Source organism: Photobacterium proteolyticum (assembly GCF_001939735.1).
GTDB lineage: Bacteria > Pseudomonadota > Gammaproteobacteria > Enterobacterales > Vibrionaceae > Photobacterium > Photobacterium proteolyticum.
Genome location: NZ_MJIL01000079.1, coordinates 102,343 through 126,285, shown reverse-complemented (window position 1 = coordinate 126,285; position 23,943 = coordinate 102,343). Strand labels below are relative to the sequence as shown.

Genomic DNA, 23,943 nt, shown 5'->3' with positions numbered 1-23,943 from the left:
TTGATACTTTATTTCTACTTTCGGAGTAAATATGGCTTTCAAAACGAAACTCTCAGTACTTTGTATTGCAATATCGGCCTTAGCCGCAGCAGGATGTAATGACAGCTCAACCAGCTCATCTACAGCAGGTGCAGGACAAACAACACCAACAGCACCGCAATTGAATAGCTATTCTTTTATTGATGAGCCTGTAAAAGGTCTGTATTACAAGTCAGAAAATAGCGCAGGTTGTACTGATGAAAGCGGTACATATTCAGTAGTAGAAGGTGAGAGTGTTTCATTTTATATCGGTAAGTGTGATGAGAGTAACAAGGCTACTTTGAGCGATGAGAATTTGATCCAGATTGGTTTTGTTCCTCAACCATCTAGCATCACAACGCCTTACGATCTAAAAGTAGGCAACATTAATAATAATGCCGATCCAATTACAATCGCGACCATTTTAAAATCATTTAATCGTGGTTCAGATGCGACTAGCCTTGATTTGACTGGCTTGAAATTTAATAACAATGGCGAGAATGTTACTAATTATCTTCAAGCATTAATTAATGATCCGGCGGCTGACAGAACAACGGTACTGAAAAAAGAACTGCTTGATAAGGTTAAGCTTGCTAACCGTGATAGCAATATGAACTTTAAGCATGATGATTTTATTCCGGAAGCCACCGTTCAATCTGAACTTCAGTCAACACTTGAAAAGGTCAGTGTAAATACGGCTTTCTCTGCGAGTGATTTATCTGATAAGTATCTAATTCTTGCCGATGATCTTGTTCTCCACTTAGATCAGGCATTTAATCAGTCTACCCGGGATTACTACAGCGTTGAAGGCGAGGGCGAAGTATTTGCCAAGTCGGCTGAGGAGAGTGGTGCTGTTCAGACGTGGGGTATTTTGAGCAAGCCATTTGGAACTGATGGTGATAAAGGCAAGGCGGGGCACTTATATTTAATGTTTGGACCTGCGGAGCGTATGAATAATTTCACCCTGAATCCTGTGAACATCTCAGGTCATGAATGGACAGTGCTTGTTGATGACTTTAGTAATCCACCAAAACCAGACATGAGAAAAATTGTTACTGGTGTGAAGCTAGATAGCTTATCAAAGCTAGATGGTAAGTATAAATCTAAGCTTTCTGCTGAGTTTGATTACAAGTTTGAAATCACTGTCGATAGCTCAACACTGACCATTAAGCAGCCTAACAGTAAAGGCGATAATGGTGTGGGGACGATTATTTCAGATCAAACCATCGATACGGCGTCTGTTTCACTTGAGAAATCTTATGTCAAATTGGATGGGGAAGTTTTGGACTTTACAATTATCCCGACTAAGTCTGACGCAAGCGAAATTGTACTGATGCATACCAATGTTGATAATCTGACTTCACTTATTGGCTACTTAGTTAAAGAGTAATAGTTGCTAAATTGAGACTGATAGCCTCTATGTGCTAAATAAAAATCGGCCTTCACCTGAAGGCCGATTTTATTGGTTTTCTATATACGACTGGCTGCTGATGCAGTTAAGCCATTTTTTGTTCTGGCTTCCAGCGGGCCAGATCTGCCGGTAGCCGGATACCTTGTGAAGCCAGCAGGTTGATACGTGCCAAATAGGCGGCACCGTGCATCAGGTGCTTGGCAAGATCAACGGCACGGCGATCCTGATAGTTATCCAAGTAGCTGCCTTTTGCCCACGCATTGAAAGCGCCAAGTGCCGGGCCTGCCCAGATTTGATAATCCATCTCACGACCTGCTTCACCGGTGTTAGACCAGCGGCTTGAAAGACCAAGATACCAACGGAAGATCAGAGCCATCTTACGCTTGGGATTATCTTGCGCACGCTCGATTTGCTTCGGATCACGCTCGTTAAAGTGTGCCACGGTGCCAGCCCAGATTTCATCCAGTGTCGCTCGGAATACTTGTGTCTCGAGTTTGTGACGCTCATCAGCCGGGATCGCTTCAATTGAATCGTAGCGGGTGTAGATGTCATACAGTTTGTTGGCACGCATCGGGAACAGAGTGCCGCGTTTGACTACCTGCAGCTTGACACCCATTTCGAACATATCGGCTGCTGGTGCCATAGTGACATCGGCCATCTCAGCTGTCGCCAGCAGTTTACGGGTATGCTCACTCGCGCCTGCCTCGATACAAGCCTGGTTGATTGAGCCGGTGACGATATAGGCTGCTCCCATGTTGAACGCCGCCAGTGCGGCATCAGGGGTGCCGATACCACCACCAGAGCCAACACGCAGTGGAGTCTTGAACTGGTATTTCGCCTGGATCTCTTCTTTAAGTGCCAGAATTGTCGGCAACAGTGTTACCAGCGGACGATTATCGGTATGGCCGCCAGAGTCAGCCTCCGCGGTAATATCATCAGCCATCGGAACGAGCTGAGCCAGATTCATTTGTTCGGCTGTAATACGGCCTTCATCAACCAGTTTCTGCAGAATTTTTGCCGGTGCCGGTTCCATAAATTTGCGGGCAACTTCTGTCCGGCTGACTTTGGCGATAACTTTGTTGGCGATGATAATTTCACCTTGAGCATCGCGGCTAAGGCCGGCAGCACGGTACTGAACGATTTGCGGTGTCAGCCCCAGGAATGCCGATGCTTCAACAGTGCGCACTCCATGCTTGAGGAACAGCTCGACGCTGCCACGCTCCAGTGCCGGTTCGCTCGGGCTGTGTATCAGGTTAAAGGCATAAGGGCCATTCGGCAGGGCTGCCTGTATGCGGTGAATAGCCTGTTCGACACGTGACGGGATCAGGCCCGCAGCACCAAAGGAGCACAGAATACCAGCCTGGCCCAGTGCGATAACCAGCTCTTCCGAAGAGATACCGTTTGCCATTGCACCGGCGTAATAGGCGTATTTCACGCCATGTACACGCCGGAAGTCGCTGTCACCCAGGCTTTGCGTACCGAGTGCTGGCGCAAAAGCGCTGACTGGGTGACTCGTGGCGGCACTGGCACTCTCGCCAGAGGTCAGCTCGGCTTGCTGGCTGATCCCTAGGCCCTTTTCAGGGTGATTAATCACGTAACATCCGAAGCTCAAGTCTTTAAGGGCTTGTGACATTGCGTTGGTATCGAAGTGGGTAGCATTTTCATCAACTTGCCACGGCCACGGAGATAGCTTTTCGTTATTCATGGTTGTTTGTGTAGTCATAGTATTCGTTCCTAACTCAAGCTTCTTCAATACAGATGGCAATGTCTTTGACTTCGTAAATACGCAGGCCGTCTTTGCTCAGGTTGGCATCACCGATGATGATGCGTTTACCGTCTTCGTCTTTAATCGCTGTGATGTGGACATCCAGTGACATTTGTTTGTTCAGCGGGTTGATCTGGCCACGGTATTTCCATTTCACTTCAGATTGTATCTGGCCGAATTTCGGTGAACGGAAACCGGCACCTAAATCTTTGTTCAGGGCGTAAGTTTGCATCAGTTCGATAATTGCTTCTACACCCAGAGAGCCCGGCATGACCGGGTCTTGGTGGAAATGGAACTGGAAGAACCAATCGCTTGGATCAATCGTTCGCTCTGCATACAGGTAACCTAAGCCTGATTTACCACCGTCACTGGTTATTTCAACTTTATCGATGAAGTTCAGGCGTCCGCCAGCCAGTTGGTAATGTGGACGTGCTTCACCTGTTGCTGACAGAGGGGCGTTGAAGTAGCGGCTTTGCTTATCAAGCAGGTCGATAGTGACATCAGGTGTGCGATTATTTTCGATGTGCCAAGGCTGTGTCACTCTGCCGTTATCCAGTCCCAGCTGATCTTTCAGTGCTTCACCTTTGAAGTAACCAAATACCGCGGTACCTTCATAGAAAGGTACGCCGTCAGTACTTAGCTCGAAGCTGAAGCTTTGCACGATGTTGGTACCCATCATCACCGTTGAAAGCAGACGGGAGTCATTCACAATCGTTTTTCCGCGCAGGTCAACATTGCGCAGCATCTTGCCGCTGCCATCAAGGTTACGGAAAAACAGCTCCTGACCCGGGAAGCCCAGGGTGGTACCCATATAGCCTGAAATAAAGCCATTAGGCTGGAGCGAAATTTCCATCAATACCGAATAAGGCATGAGGGCGTTGTGGCTGTTTTCGTTGAAGTACCAGGCATTTTCTGGCACTTCATATTCAGCGATACATGATGACGGTGTTTTAAAGTCACCACGGGTGCCGTTGACTTCGATGACACGGGTGGTCAGCTGGAGATCGCCACACGGGGTACGTGGTGGGATCATCCCGCGATAGATAGCGAAGTCAGGGCCGAAGCATTTCTCGATATCACCGGTAGCAAACTCGAACATATGGTACGGCGTGAACGGTACCGTGTCAGGAGTGCGATTTGGGTAATCCGGCGTTATTGGTGCTTCGACATGCTGAAGCGGGATAACGCCTTTGTTCGTTGCTGTATTCAGATCGGGAATTTGCGCCATCAGCGGTGCGTTGGCAGAGGCTGGTTGGTTTACTGCTTGTGCTGCCGTTTGTACTGTTTTCGCTTCAGCAACAACATTTTCAACAATATGATCTTCAGCTATATGGTTTTCAGCAATATAGTCTGAGGAGCTAATGTAACGGGTACATTCTGCTTCTTCTTTGATCATCACGCCCAAGTTCTGGAAGTCGACCACGACTTTGCCATCGAGCAGGATATCAATGTTTGCTTTTGCATACGGACGCGGGCTCAGGCCTATTTCTGTTACCTCCATCCGGTAAGTCAGAACGGCAGATTGCGGTACGACCTGACCACGGCAGCGAACTTTTTGCGGTGCGCTTTCAAGCGGCTGGAAGCGACCACTCTGGACCTGAGTATGCATACCCAAATACATCATAAAGAACTGCAGCAACTGACCACAGCCCTCAGCCATCAACGAACCGGCCATCACGGAGTCATCTTTAAAATGGCAAGGGAAATACCAGTGCTCAGGCTCAAGCTGTTTGTGGCCTTCGACCAAGCCGAGTCCCCAGGCGCCGCCATGCGGATCAACGTGGCTGACTTGCTCAATCATCATGAACTTCTCTGAGCTGAAGCACAGCGATGGCTGGTTTCGGTCAGAGATGTGGCTGTCACCAAAGCAACCGGCAATATCGGCACTCAGCAGATGATGCAAGGCGTGATAATCGAACTGGGTTTTCTGGCAATGCAATAACGGGTTAAAACGTTGTTTAACGGCCAGATTACGTGCCTTCAGTTCATCTTCGGTACGGATAACCCCTTTGCCGTCTGCGAGCTCCTCATCGGTAAAGAACCCTGCGCAGCCGTTATCCATTTTCAGGATCATCTTGTCGCCGACGAAACATTCGTAGGAGAAGAAGAACAGCAGGGTGTCACCGTTACGGGCAAAGTTGTTGATTGATATATCGTATCGCAGGGTATCGCCACCACGCGGCAAGTCACCGAGGAAGGTGAGAGTGCAATCAAGCAGACGATAGACTCGCTCGCCTTTGTTTTCGAAATCGATACCGAGGTAGCTAATGAGCATTAGGTCACACTGACCAGATTCGACCGCGACTGCCCAAGGGATCTGATCGTCGACTAAGTAGGGGGCATCTACAGGAATGTCGTATTCCGTGGTCATGGTGCTTGGCTTGAATTCCAGCATTTGGGCATCAAGTTTGGTCACTCGCGATACCAGTAGGTAATCGGTAGTTGGCAGCCTTACCCGGCGCGAGTAACTGTCGATAATCGCGTAGTCAGGGCCAAAGACATTGGCGATGTCACCTTCGGCATACTCGACCAAGTCTTCATAGTCCCAAATGCAGGGCTTACGGATTGGCTGTGCCATTACGTTTTGTGCTGGTGAGATCGGCTCTGAAACTGTGTCAGGCTGATAGTTAACACCCTGACCATTGCCCGCATTCATCTGCGCGGTGACTTCGTTAAGCTGTGCTTTCAATAGGGCATCAGCCATCTTCAACCCTTGCTCGCGGTTTTGCAGGAAGGCCTGATGGACCTGCTGTGCCAGCAGTTGATTTTCGACAAATGAAGCGTTCTGCGTTGAAACTGAGTCATTGTGATCGTTAGCGGATAGGACGTTGGTCATATTGCTTTGAATACCTGTGCTCGGACTCTGGTCTGGTGTTGCCAGAGTCGGGGATACGGATGGCGTCGGTGCCACGGGCCTGGTTAAAGGCTGGGCCTCGGGCATAGTTAAGGGCATAGCCTTAGCCATTGCGTTCACCTGAGGCTGTATACGCGGTCTTGCGTTAGCAGCTTTTTGCTGGATCTGCTGTAGCTCAGGAAGATCCGTTGTCACGATATGTTGGTAGATATCACGCCCGCCCAGAGTAACCTGCTTGATTAGCTGGCGTGTTGAGTCAACGGCGAGTTCGCTTGCAAGACGTGCAGTCAGAGATCGTGTTTCTGTATCTGTCTGGGTGACAAGAAGCTGTGAGCATTGCCCCTCACTGACATTCGCCACGATAGCAGCCTTGCTGTCGGTATGTGAGGCGACTTTATTCAGGCTCAGCAAACCGTGGAGCATACTCGCCATGCCAGACGCGGCGGAGCAGTGGCCCAGACGCTGGCTGGCTTGTGTTTGTGATGCATGGGAAAGCGGCAGATGGATACTATCGATGTTTTCCGGTGCTTGGTTAAGTTCCAGCAAGCTAATATTGTCTGCTGCAATACCTGTTTTACTCAGAAGGCGGTCGGTAACCGACGGGCTCTGACTGACAGAACCAAACCCGAGGGCATCGATTGAGCCGTAGCTATGGCTAGCGGACGCTTCTTGTTCATCAACGAGAACTATTGCACCGGCACCTTCGCCGACATGCCATCCTCTGTCTTGTGCCGCCGAGGCGACGGGGGTAATGCTGTTTTTGAGAATCACTTGCTCGGCACTGCCGCTGAGATCTACGGCGGCGATGACGACGGCGTCCAGAGATTCTTGTGACATCAGGTTCTGGGCGACATCAATACAGCGGGCAACAGATTGCTCCGCAGCAGAAATGGTAAAGGCCGGGCCGTTGAAGTCCCACAGCGAGGCAATACGCGACGCCATGATGTTACCGATAAAGCTAGTGTACTGGTTGAGCTTGGCGGCATCCAACACACTGTCCATGGCAATGGCTTCAAGCGACTGGTATTCGCTGTCAGTTAGGGTGATCCCCATGTTGTCCAGGCTATCGGCAAGTTGGGTATGCAGGTTAACGCGACCGCGGAACTGGTGCATTTCCAGCTCGGTTTCCATTGCGACCAGTACGGCAACTTTTTGTCCGGCTTCAAGCTTGGCATCCCGAATCGCTTCGTCTGCAACTTTCATGAGCAGCAACTGCTGGGAGATCAGACGGTCATCCTCATTGGGCGGGACTTTGAAACGCAAGAAATCCAGCTCGAACTGATCAATATAGGCACCGTGTGGCACGGTATGCAACCCGAACTGGCTTAATAGCTCAGGGTGCTGATCCAGTCCTTTCCAGCGTTTTTTCGGCAGAGAGACAAAGGCATCTGCCCCCGTTTCGATGGCTTTATTAAGTGCATTAATGGTTTTCAACGAGCCGAAGTGCGAGGCCAGGCCGGTGATTTTCAGCGGAGCTGATACCTGCGACTTTTTATTTTGTACTTGATTGTGTACATGAGCGGTAGCCGTAACTCCGGGGCGCTCCTGATGAGAAGAATAGGCTTCCAGCAGCAGGTGTGCGTTACAGCCGCCAAAGCCAAACACCGAAACACCGGCGCGTCGCGCAGGGTTCCCGGCTTTATCTGGCCATGGCTGAACCTGGGTCGGCAACGTATGCGAACCGAACAACCCATCAGGTGAAGACAGCGGGGTTGATAAATTAATGCTTGGAGGAAGCACACCTTCTTTCATGGCGAAGATCATTTTCATGATCCCGGGCATACCCGCTGCTGTGAGTAAGTGACCAAGGTTGGATTTTGCCGAGCCGATAAGCGGGGCCTGAGTCCCGTTTAGCTTGTCGGTAAAGAAGCGCTCCATGGATGTCATTTCGACTTTATCACCCAGCGGTGTACCGGTGGCGTGACACTCAATCACCTCAATGCTCTCTGGTGCCAGATCGCTAGCGTCATAGGCGCGCTCGAATGCCTGAACCTGTCCTTTGCTGTTCGGGCTAAGGACAAACTGGCCACGTCCGTCATTGGACAGGCCGATCCCGCTGACGACGGCATAGATATGGTCGCCGTCGCGCTCTGCATCTTCGAGCCGTTTCAGTACCAGGACGCCAGCCCCTTCACCGGCAAACAGGCCTTTGCTGTTGCTATCGAACGGGACTGAGACGCCGTGGTCCGGATAGGCATGGAAGATCGAGAAGCCCATGTTGATGAAGAACGGATCGGCACCGGAAACGGCACCCGCCAGCATCATATCGGCCTTGCCGGTATTGAGGTAGTCACAGGCCAGTTTCAGCGAGTAGACCGAGCTGGCGCAAGCTGCATCGAGGCTGAGCTGGGCACTCCCCAGGCCGAGTGCGTCTGCAACTAGCTTGGAAGCATTATGTGCTGCGGCACCGTTGGCCTGATTAGAGTCTCGTGTCACGGTATTGGATGGGCTGAGTGAAAAGTGCTCGTTGTTCAGTTTTGCTTTCAGTGCTTTCTCAACCGCAGAGTGATACAGCGGCAGGAATAAATCATTGGAGCGTGTGGTTGGGAATGACAATGCGCCCATGATCACGCCAGTACGTTCTAGTACCGCGGCATTTAACGGGATCCCTGCATCTGCCAGCGCTTTTCGGCTGGTATCCAGCGCCCAGAGAAAACTGTCGTCAAGGCCTTCGAACTTCTCTGCGGGCAAGCGGTATCCGCTCGGATCGAAGCTGAAGTTCTGGATGTAACCGCCTTTATCACAGTAAAAGCGGTCGGATTCTCCCTGTTGGCCCTGATAACTGTCGGGATTGGCACCGAGTTTTTCAGCGCTCAATGTGCTGCGAGAGTCTCTCTTGTCCAGCAGGTTTTGCCAAAATGCTGTTGGCGTATCCGCGTCTGGGTACTGGTTAGCTAAACCAACAATGGCAATTTTCTTGCTGGTGCTGTGCGCGTCGGTTGTTTCGTGTTGAGAACTCAAACTGGCTCTCCTTGTATTTTGTTCACCGATAGAGAAATATTTTCTGCCGGCGAGGTATTCAATTGCTGCTGTTCAAGCCCTTGCAACAAAGGCTCCAGCGACAGTGGGATTTGGTGTGTGATGAGCTGAGCCAGACATTTGAGCAGGGTGAGAATATCTTCCCCGCCTTTGGCATTTGCCGCGATGGTGCAACTTTCGGTTGTCACATTATCAGCACGGTTGATCTTGTCGATGAGCGTGCTGGTTTGTCTGTCTGCGCCCACTTCGATAAATAACCGGGCACCCTGCTTACGTGCGCTGCGGATCAGCGCCGTGAAATCCAAGGTCGAGCAGAAAGTATCGGCGATGGAGTCTGCGATACTCAGGCTATCAATCTGAACAGGCTGATTTCGGTTACTGATCTTGCTTTGATTCTTGGGCAGGAGGCCAGCAGCACTGATAAAGCGAATATGCTCTGGCAGCTGATCGCAAAGTGGCTGAGAGTAAAAATCAGTGACCTGCCGGTGCTGGCTCATTGCCGGCGGCGTGTGCATTGCAGTGACCCGGTTTGCAGCAATACCTCGCTTGCCGAGCTTTTTAAGCAGGGCACGACAGTCATTCTCACAACCAGCCAACACACAAGTATCACCTTGAATAATGGCCAGGTAAGCATGCGGAAAGTCAGGCAGCAGAGCTTGAATGGCTTCCGGCTCACTACGGACGACAAAGCTATTCCAGGTGATCGAATCGTTGTCACCTAACTGCCACGCTTCACGAACGGCGGTGAGCTTACCGGAGATCGCCGTGGTGAAGATCGGGCTGGTCTGGGTCATCTCGATCAGGGCATGCGGGTTTTTCCATACGCCCAAGCTGGCCCACATTGAGGCTTCCCCCTTGGAGTAGCCGAGGGCAAAATCAGGCTTCACCGCAAACTCTTTACATAACAGCTGGGTTAGCAGGTAGCTGCTACCGACACCGGCAATGGCAAGTTCGCCCAACGTCATGTCAGCAGGGTCTGTGCCGTATGTTTTTTCGGCCTGCAGCATCTCTCTGAGGTTGCCTTCACGCTCAAGGCGGGCGTAAAGCGCCGGGAAATAGCGATGTAACTCGCGGAAAATGCCCGGATATACCGTACCAACACCGGGGTAGACAAATGCGACGCCGCCACGGCTGTTTGGTGATGGCGAGAAACAGCTGCCCGCCGGTGTCTTGTAGTGGCTGTGCTCGGCCATCACCTTGGGAAGGGCACTGCGGAGGGCAGAGATTTCCTGCTGCACGGCAGCCACGGAAGCCCCCTGAAGCACAGTGACCTGTTGTGATTGCGGATTCGATGAATCAGGCTTACTGGCTGTCTGGTCCAGATAGTGTCTGATGTTTTCGCTCATCAGACGGATCAGGGCATCTGGTTCATTGTCACTTTCAGTCAGACGGTCCAAGTTTTGGCTTAGCTGATCCAGCTTTGCTTGTAGCTCGGCTTCGTTCTGCCCGGAGACGATAAACAGCAGCCTAGCTGGATTTAACAACGAGTGAGGCGCTTGCAGGCCTGTCGCCTGAGTCAATACGACACTGCTTTGCTGACTGAACGTGAGGCTGGCGACTCGTGCTTTGTGCGGCTCGGTAAACCAGTAATGCTCTGAAAGCGAACGCCCGGCAATATCTTCAATCAACTGGCAGAACGCCGCGAACTTCTGAGTGGCTGTCAGCGTGTCAAAATCTTGCTGATGAGTGATATCACCGGCTGGACGGCGCGACTGGGCAATAGCTTGCTCGAGAGTATCAGCGAAACCTGAAAGATACGCATGAGGGTGAATTTTGTTCTGGGCCGCAGTTAACCCTGCCAGCATCAAGACGTCTGGCTGCGAGTTACCCTTTTCGGCATCTGCGATGAGTCGAACGAGCTTACCCTGATTGACGGCCTCAACGGCTGCCTGAAGCGCTTGCTCAAAAGCACTGTTCTCTACAATCGTGGGTTCCGAAAAGTCAGAAACAGAGATTGCCTCAGCGGCTGGGAGCGAAGGAAAACAATCGGCAGAAAGCCCAGCAGCAGATGCTGGCCGGGCTAAAAGAGCGATGCGCAACGGCATCGCTTTATTGGAAGAGTCAGTCACTATGACAGAAGCTCCTTTTCTGGCTCGGACTTCACCAAGAATGCCTCGTTGAGGTTCTTGCTGATCGTCACTTTGGCACCTTTCATGACGGCACTCAGGCGACCATCCTGATGGTAGAGCGCGATGTTGGCTTGTAGAGAGCGGGAGGTGGTTTTAATGACCTCTAGTTCCAGCTTGCCTTTGTCACCTGCTCGCATCGGTTGGTAAGAAACAAACTCACCAATTGCAGAAGGCAGACTCGCTGCGCCGTATTTCAACCTTGCCCAAACCAGCATCGCCTGAAGCAGATAGTCTTCTGCGAACGGCTGGCATCCACCGGAATGCAAGGTGGCGACAAACGCTCCGCAGTCGGTATCAGCAACCGTCGGTAGCTGACACGTTGCCAGCAAACCTGATTCATCGAAACGTTCGACAGCCTGAATACCTTGCAGTCTCGGACCATGGAACAGGGTGCCGTTGCTGTACAGGGCTTTCGCTGTTGTCACTGGCTCGCTTGTATTCGCCGCAAAGGCTTTTCCTTGCGGTTGCTCTCCCGGGTCAGTGACTGTTTCTGTAACCAGCATCGCCTGATATTGAGGTCGGCCCTGGCAACTGATCAAGGCTTTGATTTGACCATATGCCTTAGTACCCGGTTTTGTTTCCGGTGTCAGGGTCAATGTCAGGGTCTGCACATCGTCCGTTTCAAATATCACGCCTTTAAGCAGTTTGTAGTTGCGAACAGTGACGTTCGCACCTAACAGTTTTTCTGCTGTTTCGCGCATCCATTGGATGGCACATACTGTCGGTAACACAGGGTTACCGGCAATGCAGTGATCCTTGATGAAAGGCATTGCTTTCGGGTCAAGATCGCGAGTTACAGTGATGCTTGTTGTCAGCGGACTCTTTGCTACCAGCACAGACTCCGCATCAGGCTTTTTTACAGCGTCTTCCTTGCTTTCAGCGCCTTGCATGCTTGAACCGATAAGCAGCTGGATACCAGTTTCGCCCAGAAGCTGAGTGCTGAATAGTTCTGCACCAGCTTGTAGAGGGATCACGTATACCCCGCGCTCGGTGAACATTTTCTTCAGCGCAGGATTGACCATACCGCCATCCCAAGGTCCCCAGTTGAAGCTCATGACTTTCGCTTGTGGGTGACGTACTGAGAATTGCAGCGCGGCCTTGTTCAGGATTTCGTTGGACATCGCGTAATCGCTCTGACCCGTGTTGCCGTAGAAGCCTGCTGCAGACGAGAACATCGCAACCAGTTTCAGTTTGCTGCAATCTAGCGCGCTTAATACCGCCTCCAGACCACCTACCTTGGTGCCGTATACAAGGTTCAGCTCATCCAGTGTTTTGTCCTGAATATGTCTGTCCGCCAGTACACCTGCTCCATGGATCAGGCCGGTGATGTCACCGCCCTGAGACAGGCTTGCTAATGTTTTGCCAACAGACTCACTGTTGGATACATCCAGGCTGAGGTATTCGGCACTTGCCCCTACATTGGCAAATGCGGTTAGTGCTGCATTGATTTCAAGGCTGCTTAATACCGGTTTTAATAGCGCATCGACTTTCTTCGGCGTTGGCTTGTCACCGGAAGCCTGAAGGTGGGCAATGGCCGCAGGTTTTAGCTCATTTTCTTGCTTGCCCTGTGCCCATGCTGGCAACTCGCTGGCTGACACATGCTTACTGCGCCCGGCTAGGATGAAGTGCGACTTGCACTGTTTTGCCAGTGTTAGCGCACATTCGAAAGTGACACCTTTAGCACCGCCGGTGACCAGTACTTTATCTGTGCTGGATAGCTTTGCTGCTGTGTTCTTCGTTAGCGCGGCTCCTGCTTCTACTGCCGTTAAGGTTGCTCGGCCCGATTCACCATTACTTGGCACATAAAAGCCGATTTCGACGGTTTGAGTATCAATATCAAACAGTTCAGCAGTGATGGCTTCTGCAAGGTGACGAGCATCAACAGCAGGAGCAATATCTAAAGCTCGACAGAACACGTTCGGCCACTCGTGGCTTAATGTTTTCGTCAGGCCAGACAATGCAGCCTGGTTCAGTTCTGCCTTGGCTAGCTGCTCAGCATCATGGTAGCCAAAACCACCATCGATGCGGCTGACAGTAAAGAAGCAGTGGCGGCCTGATGTTGACGAACTGTTCAGCTGGGTATGAAGCAATTTGGCAAACAAGAACGCGACTGAAATGCTGTGTTTCGCATCGCCGTTCAAGGCAATTGTTGTGCTGTCGGCTTGAGCACCTGCTGTAACCGGCTGGAGGTGAATGAATCCATCAATTGCTTTGTGCTTGCCTTCAATTTCTGTGATGACGGCTTTTACGCCGGCTTCATCGACACTGGCTAACGGGTAGCTGGCAATTTCGCTGTTCAGTGGCGAAGCGGCAGATAGGGGACTACGTACTACGGCAACTTCAAGGCCATGAGCACTGAGTTTTTCTGCCAGAACGCCGGCATTGTGACCGTCATCGGTGATCACGATACATGCGTCTTTGGAAAAACAGTCTGTTAGTTTATCTACCGCCGGTAACTTTTTTAGCGCCACCTCATTGTGAGGTGGAAGCTCTACGTTTGCAGCTTCAGTTACGGTTTCAGCAATGGCTTCAACCACCGGGGCAGATGTTGCGGAACCTGATAGCTTGCTTTGCATATAGGTAACGATTTCGCCCAGTGTCCGGCACTCGGCCAGATCTTCAGGGTTCAGTTCAGGAAGAGTCGGTAGCTGGTCTTGAACTGTACCCAGGATCTCAACTCGCTTGATAGAGTCGATGCCTAAGTCAGCTTCCATATCCATTGCCAAGTCGAGCATTTCTGCCGGGTAGCCGGTTTTGTCTGCAACAACATCCAGCATGGTGCTTTGTACATGTGCCGCATCTAAGCCGTTTTCTGAACCTGTTGCTGTATTTGGTGCTGCAACTGTAGCGGCTACTGGTGATGGCGTTTCTACCGTCGCAGTTGTCGAGACAGGCGCTGCAGGCAGTTTGCTGTTCATGTAGTCAACGATTTCGCCCAGTGTGCGACACTCGGCCAAATCTTCAGGGTTTAGCTCAGGCAGCGTTGGTAGCTGGTCTTGAACCGTACCCAGGATCTCAACGCGCTTGATAGAGTCGATGCCGAGATCGGCCTCCATATCCATCGCTAAGTCGAGCATCTCTGACGGGTAGCCAGTTTTGTCTGCAACAACGTCTAGCATGGTGCTCTGAACTTGGGCCGCATCCAGGCCGCTTGCAGCTGGTGCTGATACCGGTGCAGTTGCTGTAGCCGAGGCTGGCGCTGCAGATACTGCCACTGCAGGTAGCTTGCTGTTCATGTAGTCAACGATTTCGCCAAGCGTACGACACTCAGCCAGATCTTCCGGGTTTAGCTCAGGAAGCGTTGGCAGTTGATCCTGTACGGTACCTAAGATCTCAACGCGCTTGATGGAATCGATGCCGAGATCGGCTTCCATATCCATCGCCAGGTCGAGCATTTCGGTTGGGTAGCCAGTCTTGTCTGCGACAACGTCTAGCATGGTGCTCTGAACTTGGGCTGCATCCAGACCATTTGATGCAGGTGTTGTTACAGGTGCAATGGCAGTTGCTGGTACAGAAGCAGGTAGCTTGCTGTTCATGTAGGTGACGATTTCACCTAGGGTACGGCACTCGGCCAGATCTTCCGGGTTTAGCTCAGGTAGAGTAGGTAGCTGATCTTGAACTGTCCCCAGGATCTCAACGCGCTTGATGGAATCGATGCCTAGGTCGGCTTCCATATCCATCTCTAGATCCAGCATTTCGGTTGGGTAACCTGTCTTGTCTGCAACCACTTCCAGCATGGTAATTTGAACTTGCGTTGCATCAAGGCCATTTGATGTTGGCGCGGCTGCTGGTGTTGGTTGAGCGGCAGAAGAGACCGCTGGTGCCGATACAGCGCCAGCTGGAAACTTGCTGTTCATGTAGGTGACAATTTCGCGCAGTGTCCGACACTCAGCCAAATCTTCAGGGTTCAGTTCCGGCAGGCTAGGAAGCTGCTCTTGTACCGTGCCCAGGATTTCAACACGCTTAATGGAGTCGATACCCAGATCAGCTTCCATATCCATATCAAGATCGAGCATTTCTGTCGGATAACCGGTTTTCTCTGCAACGACGTCCAGCATGACGTTTTCAGCATTGGCCGTTTGCCCAGTGGCTGCAGCTTCAGAAACAGGCTGAGCTGCGGCTTGAACAGGCGCTACTGGCTGTGATTGTGCTGTTATTGATGGTTGTGTCGGTGTCGCTGATTGCACAGGTTGTTGAACGGGGGCACTGGCCTGTACTGGCTCGGGTGCTGCTACCGGAGCTGGAGTCGCTGCGACAGTGTGTGGCACCTGAGCAACAGGTGTCGCAGCAGTTGCTGGAGCGTGCTGTAGCGGCGCTGAAACAGTTCTTGAAACAGGAGCTACTGCCGTTGGCGCAGCAGCTGGCTGTGACGCAGGCTGTGAAGATAGCAATCCTAACGCAGAGTTATTGCTCTTTGCCTGAAGCTCAAGGTAATGCGCGTGGGCTTTCAGTGTTTCAGCCTGATGCTGGTGGAACATTTCCATTGAGCGCTGCAGGCTCTCTGGGATAGCCATACCAGAAGCAGCCATCTTCGCCTGCTCTGTCATCAAGGTTGTGAAGGTATCACCATATTGCTGCGGAATAGCCAAAAATTGCTGGTGAAGTTCAGCGGCCTGCTGTTGTGCTGCAAAGAAGGCATGCAATGATGCATCGCCAGTAGCTAGCGGTGATGCTGCCTGGTTGATTGGCTGTGCAGGTGCTGGCGTTTGTACGGGGGCTGTTACAGGAGCTTCAGCGGGTTGCGCTGCGGCAACTGGTACTTCGCGGATTTCGGTTTTAATCACTTCTTTTTCCACAATTTTCTCAACGACTTTTTCGACAATTTCAGTTTCTGGGCTTACCGTTCCTGTTGCCAATGATTTGGCCATTTTGGTTCGGGTAGAATCACTGATGTAATTGGTCGCATTGAGTTTGATATTCATTGGTGATGTAGCAGTTGGCTGGGTGATATCGGCCTGATACGGGTCGATACTGTCTAGCGTAACACCCGCAACAGCAAGCTGAACGGCGGCTAGGCGTAGTTGCAGATCACTGTCACCTTTCGGGTTCGGGTTGATGCTAATCGTACAAAGTTCGGTTGCCTGCTCGCTCGAGATTTTCTCCGCGAGGGTTTTCTCAACCAGCTTCTGCAAAATATTCTTCGGACCAAACTCGATAAAGACCCGGGCTCCGGCATCGTACATTGCTTCAACCTGAGTGCTGAAACGAACTGACTGCAGCATGTGCTGCTTGAATGCCTTCTTGATGGCTTTGCCGTCACTCTTATACAGCTCACCGGTTGCATTGGAGTAAAGCGGCAGAGCCGGGGCACTGAATGTCGCTTTATCAATGGCGGCAGCAAATGGTTTCTGCGCGTGGGCAACCAATGGGGTGTGGAAGGCGCCGGACACTGGTAGAGGGATAGCCTTGAAGCCTTGCCCTGTCAGTGCTTTAGCGGCCAGTTGAGCTTTGTCGGTCGGACCGGCAATGACCAACTGTGTTGGTGCATTGTAGTTGGCGATGCTTACGCTATCGAACTCGCCGATGCAGGTCTCGACGGCGGCTAGCTGATCTGCCTCGAGAATCACGGCATACATGGTACCGCTATCCCCTTCGGCAGGCTTGGCTGCCATGGCATTGCCACGCTGGAACGCCAACTGGTAGTAATCTTCCTGGGAAATAACACCCGACGCACATAGTGCGCTGAGCTCACCAAAACTGTGGCCCGCCACCATGTCGGCTTTGAAACCGGCCTGGGTCATAAGCTGGTACTGACCCATAGAAACCACACCAATTGCACTTTGCGCATTGGCGGTATTGGTTAACAGGGCTTCCTGAGCAGCTGTGTCTTGCTTGTTGAAAGCCGGAATAGGGAAAAGCACCTGTGACAACGGTGTTTTCTTATTTTGGCCGAAGACCTGGTCGGCGTTTGCGAGCTGCTGGCGCATTTCTGGGTAATGGCAAGCCAGTTCACGACCCATATTGAGGTATTGTGAGCCCTGACCGGCAAATAGTGCAGCGACTTTCGCCGAACCTTGTTCAGAGACAAGCGCAGATTCACGGTAGCTGGTTCCGTTTGGTAGCTGCCAGTGTGCTTTCGTCTGCTTTTCAAGCGTTGAAATGGCTTGGCTTAGCTGAGCCTGGAGGTCTTGTTCGGATTTAGCGACGAGGCCTAAACGTGCATGGGTGGTATCAATGTTACGTAACCCATGAGTTTTTGCCAGTGTCTGGAGATCGGTGTTGCTGCCTGTAATATCTGCTGCCGATTCTTTCAAACTTGCAAGTAATGCGTCTCGAGACGGCGCACTGAACAGTAATGTTTGCGCAACTTCACGTTGGCGATATTTGTCACCACGGGCATGCTCTTGGTTGTATTCTTCAAGCACGACGTGGAAATTGGTACCGCCGAAACCAAATGAGCTGATACCCGCACGACGCGGAGTACCATCAACACGCTGCATCCATGGGCGAGTCTGGGTGTTGAGGTAGAAAGGCGAATCTTCAATAGCCAGTTTCGGGTTCGGGGTAGTGACATTGATTGTCGGCGGCAGCACTTTGTGGTGCAGTGCCAGTGCAGCCTTGATAAGGCCCGCTGTTCCCGCTGTCGATTTGGTATGACCAATCTGCGATTTTACCGAACCTAATGCAATGTGCTGCTTTTCGTCGTTATCTTCGCTGAATACCGAGCTCAGGCCCTTGAATTCCGCAACATCTCCTGCAGCGGTACCGGTACCGTGGGCCTCTAGCAGACCAAGGGTATGAGGGGCGAAACCGGCGTCATCATAGGCACGCTTGAGGGCTTTGGCCTGACCTTCAGGGCGAGGTGCGTAGATACTCTTGAACTTACCGTCCGAAGAGGCGCCGACACCTTTGATAACAGAGTAGATACGGTCGCCATCGCGTTCGGCATCTTCCAGTCGCTTCAGCGCGATCATGCCGATGCCTTCACCAATCATCATTCCCTTTGAATCGATATCAAAAGGCTGAATGGTTTCGTTGGTGGTGAATGCCGGTGTTTTGGAGAAGCTCATGTACATGGTCGGCGAGTTGTCGGTACAGACGCCGCCGGTGATCATCATCTCGCTGCGGCCGTCGACTAATTCTCCAAGGGCCATTCGAAGCGCGGCAAGGGATCCGGCACAGGCAGCGTCGACGACACAGTTGATACCGCCAAGATCAAAGCGGTTTGCGATACGGCCTGCGATGACGTTGCCCAGCGAGCCAGGGAATGAGTTCTCTTCCCAGTGAATGTACTGATCTTGGAACTTTTTGATCAGCATTTCGCTGTCTTCGTCACTGATCCCGCTATTTTTGAAGACTTTCTTCAGAACAGGGTACTGAAGACGGGCATTCAGGCTCTGGCTGATCTTCTGGCCGCCACCAACACCGAGTGTAATGCCGATCTTGTCACGGTCGTAATCTGCCGGTAGTTTTGCATCTGCCAACACTTCTTTGGCCACAATGAGTGAAAGAAGCTGTGAGGTATCTGTTAATTCAAGAATATTTGGCGGTAGACCAAACTCCATTGGGTTGAAGTCTACTTCCGGCATGAAGCCGCCACGTTTGCAGTAAGATTTATCAGGGGTGCTCTTATCCGCATCGTAGTAGTCTTCAGGACGCCAGTGTGTTTCAGGTACTTCGGTAATCGCGTCAATCTTTTCGCTGATCAGATCCCAGAATTTGTTCAGGTAGCGTGAGTTTGCAAAGATACTTGCCATACCAACAATAGCGATTGGCATGTCTTTCAAACGCTTGTTGAGTCGCTTGTCTTCTTGCGATTCAGGCGTGTTGTTTGGGGTTTGGCTCATTATGAGTCTCCACTGAACACCCGAAAATCGGGTGCAAAATATTCGGTGCGAGTATTGCTGCTAGGCAACTGGTTCGAAGCAAGTCGGTAGAAGTGTAATAAAAATGGCAATAACCGGTGTGGAAATACACTGGTTAGGAAGTGATTGGCAGTAGCAATGCGCCGGAATGTGCTAGAAATGGATAAGTGCATATCAGCAGTAGCATATTCCTGTCATTCTACGATTTGCGGTAGTGCTTTCATCCATATAAGTTGTATCCATCATAATTCTGCTGCGATTATCAGAAAAGGAGGTACTTACCATCCAGAATAAAGCCAGCTACGTCCGTTGATGGCTCAGCAGCCTACCCGAGGTCGCTTTTCGTTACAATCGCCTGAATGGGGAGGTAGGATCTCTTCAGACCAGTTAAAAAATCGAAAAGCTATTTTATTGTATTGTCAATATTCATAACCATTTGAATATAATGGCTTTATTTTGTGTTTTTAGTGCAAATACTCAGATTTTCACCAAAACTTGACCTATACCTCATTTTTATAAATAAGCATAATTGAAAGGTGACAGGAATGGCGTGAAAGCGTGGATCATTCATCCATCATGGAGCGCAGGATTTCTTCGGGAACAGGTTGCAAACGCTTTTCTTTATCCAGGCAGACCATTTCGATATCGCCGATAACGGCTGCCCGGGTGGCTCCAGGACGCCAGACTTCCTGACGCCACAAGGTCTTGTACTTTCCTTCCAGGGTAAACGTGGTGCGAATATCGCAAATCTCTGCAAACTCAACACCATCTTGGAAGGTCATATTGGCCTTATAGACCGCAAACCCGAGCCCATGCTCGTTCCATAGCCTCGCCAACTTGTCACTATCAATGACATGTTCACGGGCGCGTTCGAAATACTTGAGAAAGTTAGGGTGGTATACCACGCCTGAGTGGTCAGTATCTTCGTAATAAATTTGTACCGGGTGGTGATATACCTTGCTCATTTTGGTTTCTGTCTCTCAAATCAATAAGGTGTTCTATACTTTCCTGCCTGAGCAAGAATAAGTATCACGAGTTGCACTCTACATGAGGTTTGCCTTTGACATAATATCTTTTGTACTGGTCATATGAGCCAGCCTACATCGCGTTATCTGGCAGTTTTTATTGAATCCTCGTTCTTTTCTTGCTCCAATGACGCGCAAGTAAGCATAAATAATGATGATCGGTGCCGTATGGGCCGAGATAGTGAGCCGTTACAGTAGTTGAATGAAATATTCCCGCGTTTTTATCAATAGTCTGGCTTACGAGCTAGCACCACAAGTGGTCACAAGCTCCGAGCTTGAATCCCGTTTAGCGCCTTTGTATCAGAAATTCCGAATCCCGATGGGGCAGCTTGCCGCGTTAACCGGGATCGAAGAGCGTCGCTGGTGGCCTAAAGGGCATGTATTGTCTGATGGCGCACTGGCCGCAGCCCGTAAATCGATTGATGAGACGGGTGTAAGAGTCGAGGATCTGGGCGCTGTTATATATACCGGCGTATGCCGTGATCAGCACGAACCGGCTACCGCCTGTAGAATTGCCTCTGAGCTGGGTGTGTCGAACAATACCGCCATTTACGATATCAGCAACGCCTGTCTTGGCGTGCTTTCCGGCATTCTGGATATCGCCAACCGTATCGAACTGGGGCAGATTAAAGCAGGACTGGTGGTTTCTTGTGAGTCAGCCCGTCACATTGTCGACATCACCATTGATCATATGCTGGCCGAACCGACCATGCAGAACTTTGCCCAGTCGCTAGCAACGCTGACCGGTGGATCGGGGGCTGTTGCAGTGTTGCTGACTGACGGTAGCCTTCCGCTTCGCAATACTCGCCAGCACCAATTGCTGGGTGCGAGCCATCTGTCGGCACCGGAACATCATGACCTTTGCCAGTGGGGCCTGCAGGAAGTTGGGCCGCAGTTGTTCCGTGAGTATATGCGTACCGACGGTGTGAGCCTGCTTAAGGAAGGGGTTCAGTTGGCGCGTGATACCTGGCAGCATTTTCTCGAACAGCGTGATTGGGTTGTCGATCAGGTCGACAAGGTTATTTGTCACCAAGTTGGGGCATCGAACCGGAAACAGGTGCTAAATGCATTGAATATCCCCGTTGGTAAAGAGTTCCCTACCTATCGCCTGATGGGGAATATGGGCAGCGTGTCTTTGCCTGTTACTGCCGCGATGGCGCATGATCATGGCTTTTTGAAACCGGGCAACAATGTAAGCTTCCTGGGTATAGGGAGCGGGCTAAACTGCATGATGTTGGGCCTTAAGTGGTAGCAGTCGGTAACTACCAAACAGTACAGTATAAGGATGGTCATGTTAGACACATTGTTTCCCTTTAAGCGCAACTTTCTTGATCGCAACGGTCATAAGCTCCATTACCTCAATGAGGGGCAGGGCGAGCCTGTTGTGATGGTTCATGGTAATCCCAGTTGGTCGTTCTATTACCGTAATCTGGTAACAGCACTGAGCGATAATCATCAGTGTATCGTGCCGGATCATATTGGCTGCGGTTTGTCCGATAAGCCGGATGATGATGGATATGACTACACCCTGAGCAACCGTATCGACGATCTCGAGGCGCTGCTAGAGCACTTGGATGTACGGGAAAATATCACCCTGGTGGTCCATGATTGGGGCGGAATGATCGGCATGGGATATGCCGCCCGCTATCCTGATCGGATCAAGCGTCTGGTGGTCTTGAACACCGGTGCATTTCACCTGCCCGAATCAAAGCCTTTCCCGTGGGCGCTGTGGATTTGCCGCAATACCTTACTAGGTACCGGGCTGGTACGTGGTTTCAATGCGTTTTCGTCAATAGCATCGTATGTGGGGGTTAAACGTAAACCGATGAGCCCGGAAGTACGCAAAGCCTATGTGGCACCGTTTGATTCATGGGCAAACCGGATCTCTACCTTGCGTTTTGTTCAGGATATTCCGCTGCGCGAAGGTGACAGAAACTATCAGCTCGTCTCTGATATTGCCGCCAGCCTGCCTACTTTCTCACAGGTGCCGACGTTAATCTGCTGGGGGCTGAAAGACTTTGTCTTTGACAAGCATTTCTTGGCAGAGTGGCGTGAGAGAATGCCGCATGCAACGGTGCATGAATTTGCCGACTGCGGTCACTATATTCTTGAAGATGCGAGTGACGAAGTTGTGCCTCTTATTACTAATTTTCTTAACGATACGCCGTCGAGCGAGGTATAGCCCACATGGCTGAACAGCATCAGGCCAATATCTGTCGTCACTTGAAGCGAGCTGCGGAAGAAACGCCAGACGCGCTTGCTGTCGCGGTGCAAAAGCGGTTGCTGACCGGCAGGTTTCGCTATCAGGAACTGAACTTTGCGGAGCTTGATGCCGAGAGTGATCGTATTGCCCGGGTACTTGCTGAGTATGGCATTACCCGTGGCATGAAAGTGGTGTTGATGGTAACACCCAGCCTGGATTTCTTTGCTCTGACGTTTGCCCTGTTCAAAGCCGGTGTGATCCCGATCCTTGTCGATCCGGGGATGGGGATAAAGAATCTCAGGCAGTGTTTCGCCGAGGCCGAACCCGATGCGTTTATCGGGATCCCAAAAGCCCATATTGCGCGCTGTTTATTTGGTTGGGGCAAGGCGAGTGTCCGCCGTTTGTTGACTGTCGGCGGCAGTGAGCTATTTGCCAAAGCTTTTGGTGGTACAAGCCTTAAGGCTTTGCTGAAAGCCGATGCAAACTCTCAATCCTCACACGCGAATAACGAGACGCCAATAACTCATAACATGGCATTGCTTGGCAGTGATGAAATGGCTGCGATTTTGTTCACCAGTGGTAGCACCGGAACGCCCAAAGGGGTGGTGTATACCCACGCCATGTTCGAGGCACAAATCAATGTGCTGAAAAATGATTACGGCATTGTTCCTGGTGAGCGCGATCTTGCCACTTTCCCGTTGTTCTCTCTGTTCGGGCCAGCGCTCGGGATGGCATCGATTGTGCCTGATATGGATGCCAGCAAGCCGATCACCGCTAATCCTGATAACCTCTTTGCTGCTATTGAGCAATATCAGTGCAGCAATATGTTTGTGAATCCGGCCCTTATCGAGCGACTGGGCCAAGCGGGTGCTGCCAGCACAGAAGCTAAAGCGCATACCTTGCCCAGTATTCGACGAGTGATTTCTGCCGGCGCGCCGGCGACGATTTCATCGATTGCCCGCTTTAGCAAGATGCTGAAAGACGGTGTCGAGGTATTAAATTCCTATGGTGCGACAGAGTCCTTGCCGCTGGCGATGATCGGGAGTGAGCAGTTGCTTAATACGACCGATATTACTGATAGCGGTGGAGGCATATGCGTCGGGAAGCCAGTTGATGGGGTTGATGTAGCGATCATTGCGATCACAGAAGATCCAATCACTGAATGGGACGAGGCATTGCGGCTACCGGTAGGTACGATTGGTGAAATTGTCGTCAAAGGACCGATGGTCAGCCACTCTTATTACCATCGTGCCAGTGCGACTGAACAAGCCAAGATCATAGACAGCGCGGATGGCCCGGCTGAGCACAGTGTTCGCCACCGTATGGGAGATTTAGGCTATCTTGATCAGCATGGCCAGTTGTGGATGTGTGGTCGTAAAGCCCACCGGGTCGAGGCCAATCGTGCAGGTTCGATATTCGATGATGAGCCTTATTTTTCGATCCCATGTGAGCGTATCTTCAATACTCACCCAAAAGTCAGACGTACCGCGCTAGTCGGTGTAGAAATCAGGGGCGAGACTGCGCCGTTGCTGTGTGTAGAGCTTGAAAAAGGGGTTGAGTTAGAAAAGTCAGAATCAGCGGTAGAGCATTTTTATGACGAGCTCAGAGCTATAGGTGAGAAACATCGCCAAACCGCAGGCATTGCTGATTTCCTGATCCATCCTGACTTCCCTGTTGATATTCGCCACAATGCGAAAATCTTCCGAGAGAAACTCGCCGTCTGGGCACAAGACAGTATTTCAGAATAACGAGCA

The 23,943-nt window shown here is 51.2% G+C and carries 9 protein-coding genes; 4 read left to right on the top strand and 5 right to left on the bottom strand.

All coding sequences use genetic code 11. From position 1 onward, the window contains the following. Positions 1-31 precede the first annotated feature (31 nt). The gene (locus BIT28_RS15320) at positions 32-1,408 is read left to right on the top strand and encodes a hypothetical protein (protein ID WP_075765215.1); all 1,377 of its coding nucleotides are present in this window, start codon (positions 32-34) and stop codon (positions 1,406-1,408) included. 106 nt (positions 1,409-1,514) lie between these two features. Here the strand turns inward: BIT28_RS15320 and pfaD are convergent, their stop codons facing one another. From pfaD to BIT28_RS15295, 5 genes are all read right to left on the bottom strand, one after another. Continuing rightward, a complete protein-coding gene (gene pfaD / locus BIT28_RS15315) occupies positions 1,515-3,152 on the bottom strand; it encodes an eicosapentaenoate synthase subunit PfaD (RefSeq protein WP_075765213.1) in 1,638 nt (545 codons plus the stop codon). Positions 3,153-3,168: 16 nt separating this feature from the next. After that, positions 3,169-9,009 carry a hotdog fold thioesterase gene (locus BIT28_RS15310; RefSeq protein WP_075765211.1) on the bottom strand — a complete coding sequence of 1,947 codons (5,841 nt, stop codon included), beginning with the start codon at positions 9,007-9,009 and terminating at the stop codon, positions 3,169-3,171. Next, positions 9,006-11,096 carry a PfaB family protein gene (locus tag BIT28_RS15305; RefSeq protein WP_075765209.1) on the bottom strand — a complete coding sequence of 697 codons (2,091 nt, stop codon included), beginning with the start codon at positions 11,094-11,096 and terminating at the stop codon, positions 9,006-9,008. The genes BIT28_RS15310 and BIT28_RS15305 overlap by 4 nt, the downstream gene beginning before the upstream one ends. Continuing rightward, entirely contained in the window at positions 11,096-18,943 is a 7,848-nt protein-coding gene (locus tag BIT28_RS15300; protein WP_075765207.1) for a type I polyketide synthase, read from the bottom strand. The genes BIT28_RS15305 and BIT28_RS15300 overlap by 1 nt, the downstream gene beginning before the upstream one ends. Before the next feature lie 581 nt (positions 18,944-19,524). Next, positions 19,525-19,926, bottom strand: coding sequence for a thioesterase family protein (locus tag BIT28_RS15295; RefSeq protein WP_075765205.1), 402 nt, complete (start codon positions 19,924-19,926; stop codon positions 19,525-19,527). 262 nt (positions 19,927-20,188) lie between these two features. Here BIT28_RS15295 and BIT28_RS15290 point away from each other — a divergent pair, with 262 nt between their 5' ends. The 3 genes from BIT28_RS15290 to oleC are packed head-to-tail and all read left to right on the top strand — an operon-like array spanning position 20,189 to position 23,937. After that, entirely contained in the window at positions 20,189-21,238 is a 1,050-nt protein-coding gene (locus BIT28_RS15290) for a 3-oxoacyl-ACP synthase III (protein ID WP_075765203.1), read from the top strand. Between the two features lie 39 nt (positions 21,239-21,277). After that, a complete protein-coding gene (locus BIT28_RS15285; RefSeq protein ID WP_075765201.1) occupies positions 21,278-22,168 on the top strand; it encodes an alpha/beta fold hydrolase in 891 nt (296 codons plus the stop codon). A 5-nt stretch (positions 22,169-22,173) separates the two neighbouring features. Then, positions 22,174-23,937 carry an olefin beta-lactone synthetase gene (oleC, locus tag BIT28_RS15280; RefSeq protein ID WP_075765199.1) on the top strand — a complete coding sequence of 588 codons (1,764 nt, stop codon included), beginning with the start codon at positions 22,174-22,176 and terminating at the stop codon, positions 23,935-23,937. Positions 23,938-23,943 lie beyond the last annotated feature (6 nt).

Bases quoted from the DNA above. Each gene is read 5' to 3' on its own strand.
- BIT28_RS15320 (WP_075765215.1), top strand. From the start codon at position 32: ATGGCTTTCAAAACGAAACTCTCAGTACTTTGTATTGCAATATCGGCC.
- pfaD (WP_075765213.1), bottom strand. From the start codon at position 3,152: ATGACTACACAAACAACCATGAATAACGAAAAGCTATCTCCGTGGCCG.
- BIT28_RS15300 (WP_075765207.1), bottom strand. From the start codon at position 18,943: ATGAGCCAAACCCCAAACAACACGCCTGAATCGCAAGAAGACAAGCGA.
- BIT28_RS15295 (WP_075765205.1), bottom strand. From the start codon at position 19,926: ATGAGCAAGGTATATCACCACCCGGTACAAATTTATTACGAAGATACT.
- BIT28_RS15290 (WP_075765203.1), top strand. From the start codon at position 20,189: ATGAAATATTCCCGCGTTTTTATCAATAGTCTGGCTTACGAGCTAGCA.
- BIT28_RS15285 (WP_075765201.1), top strand. From the start codon at position 21,278: ATGTTAGACACATTGTTTCCCTTTAAGCGCAACTTTCTTGATCGCAAC.
- oleC (WP_075765199.1), top strand. From the start codon at position 22,174: ATGGCTGAACAGCATCAGGCCAATATCTGTCGTCACTTGAAGCGAGCT.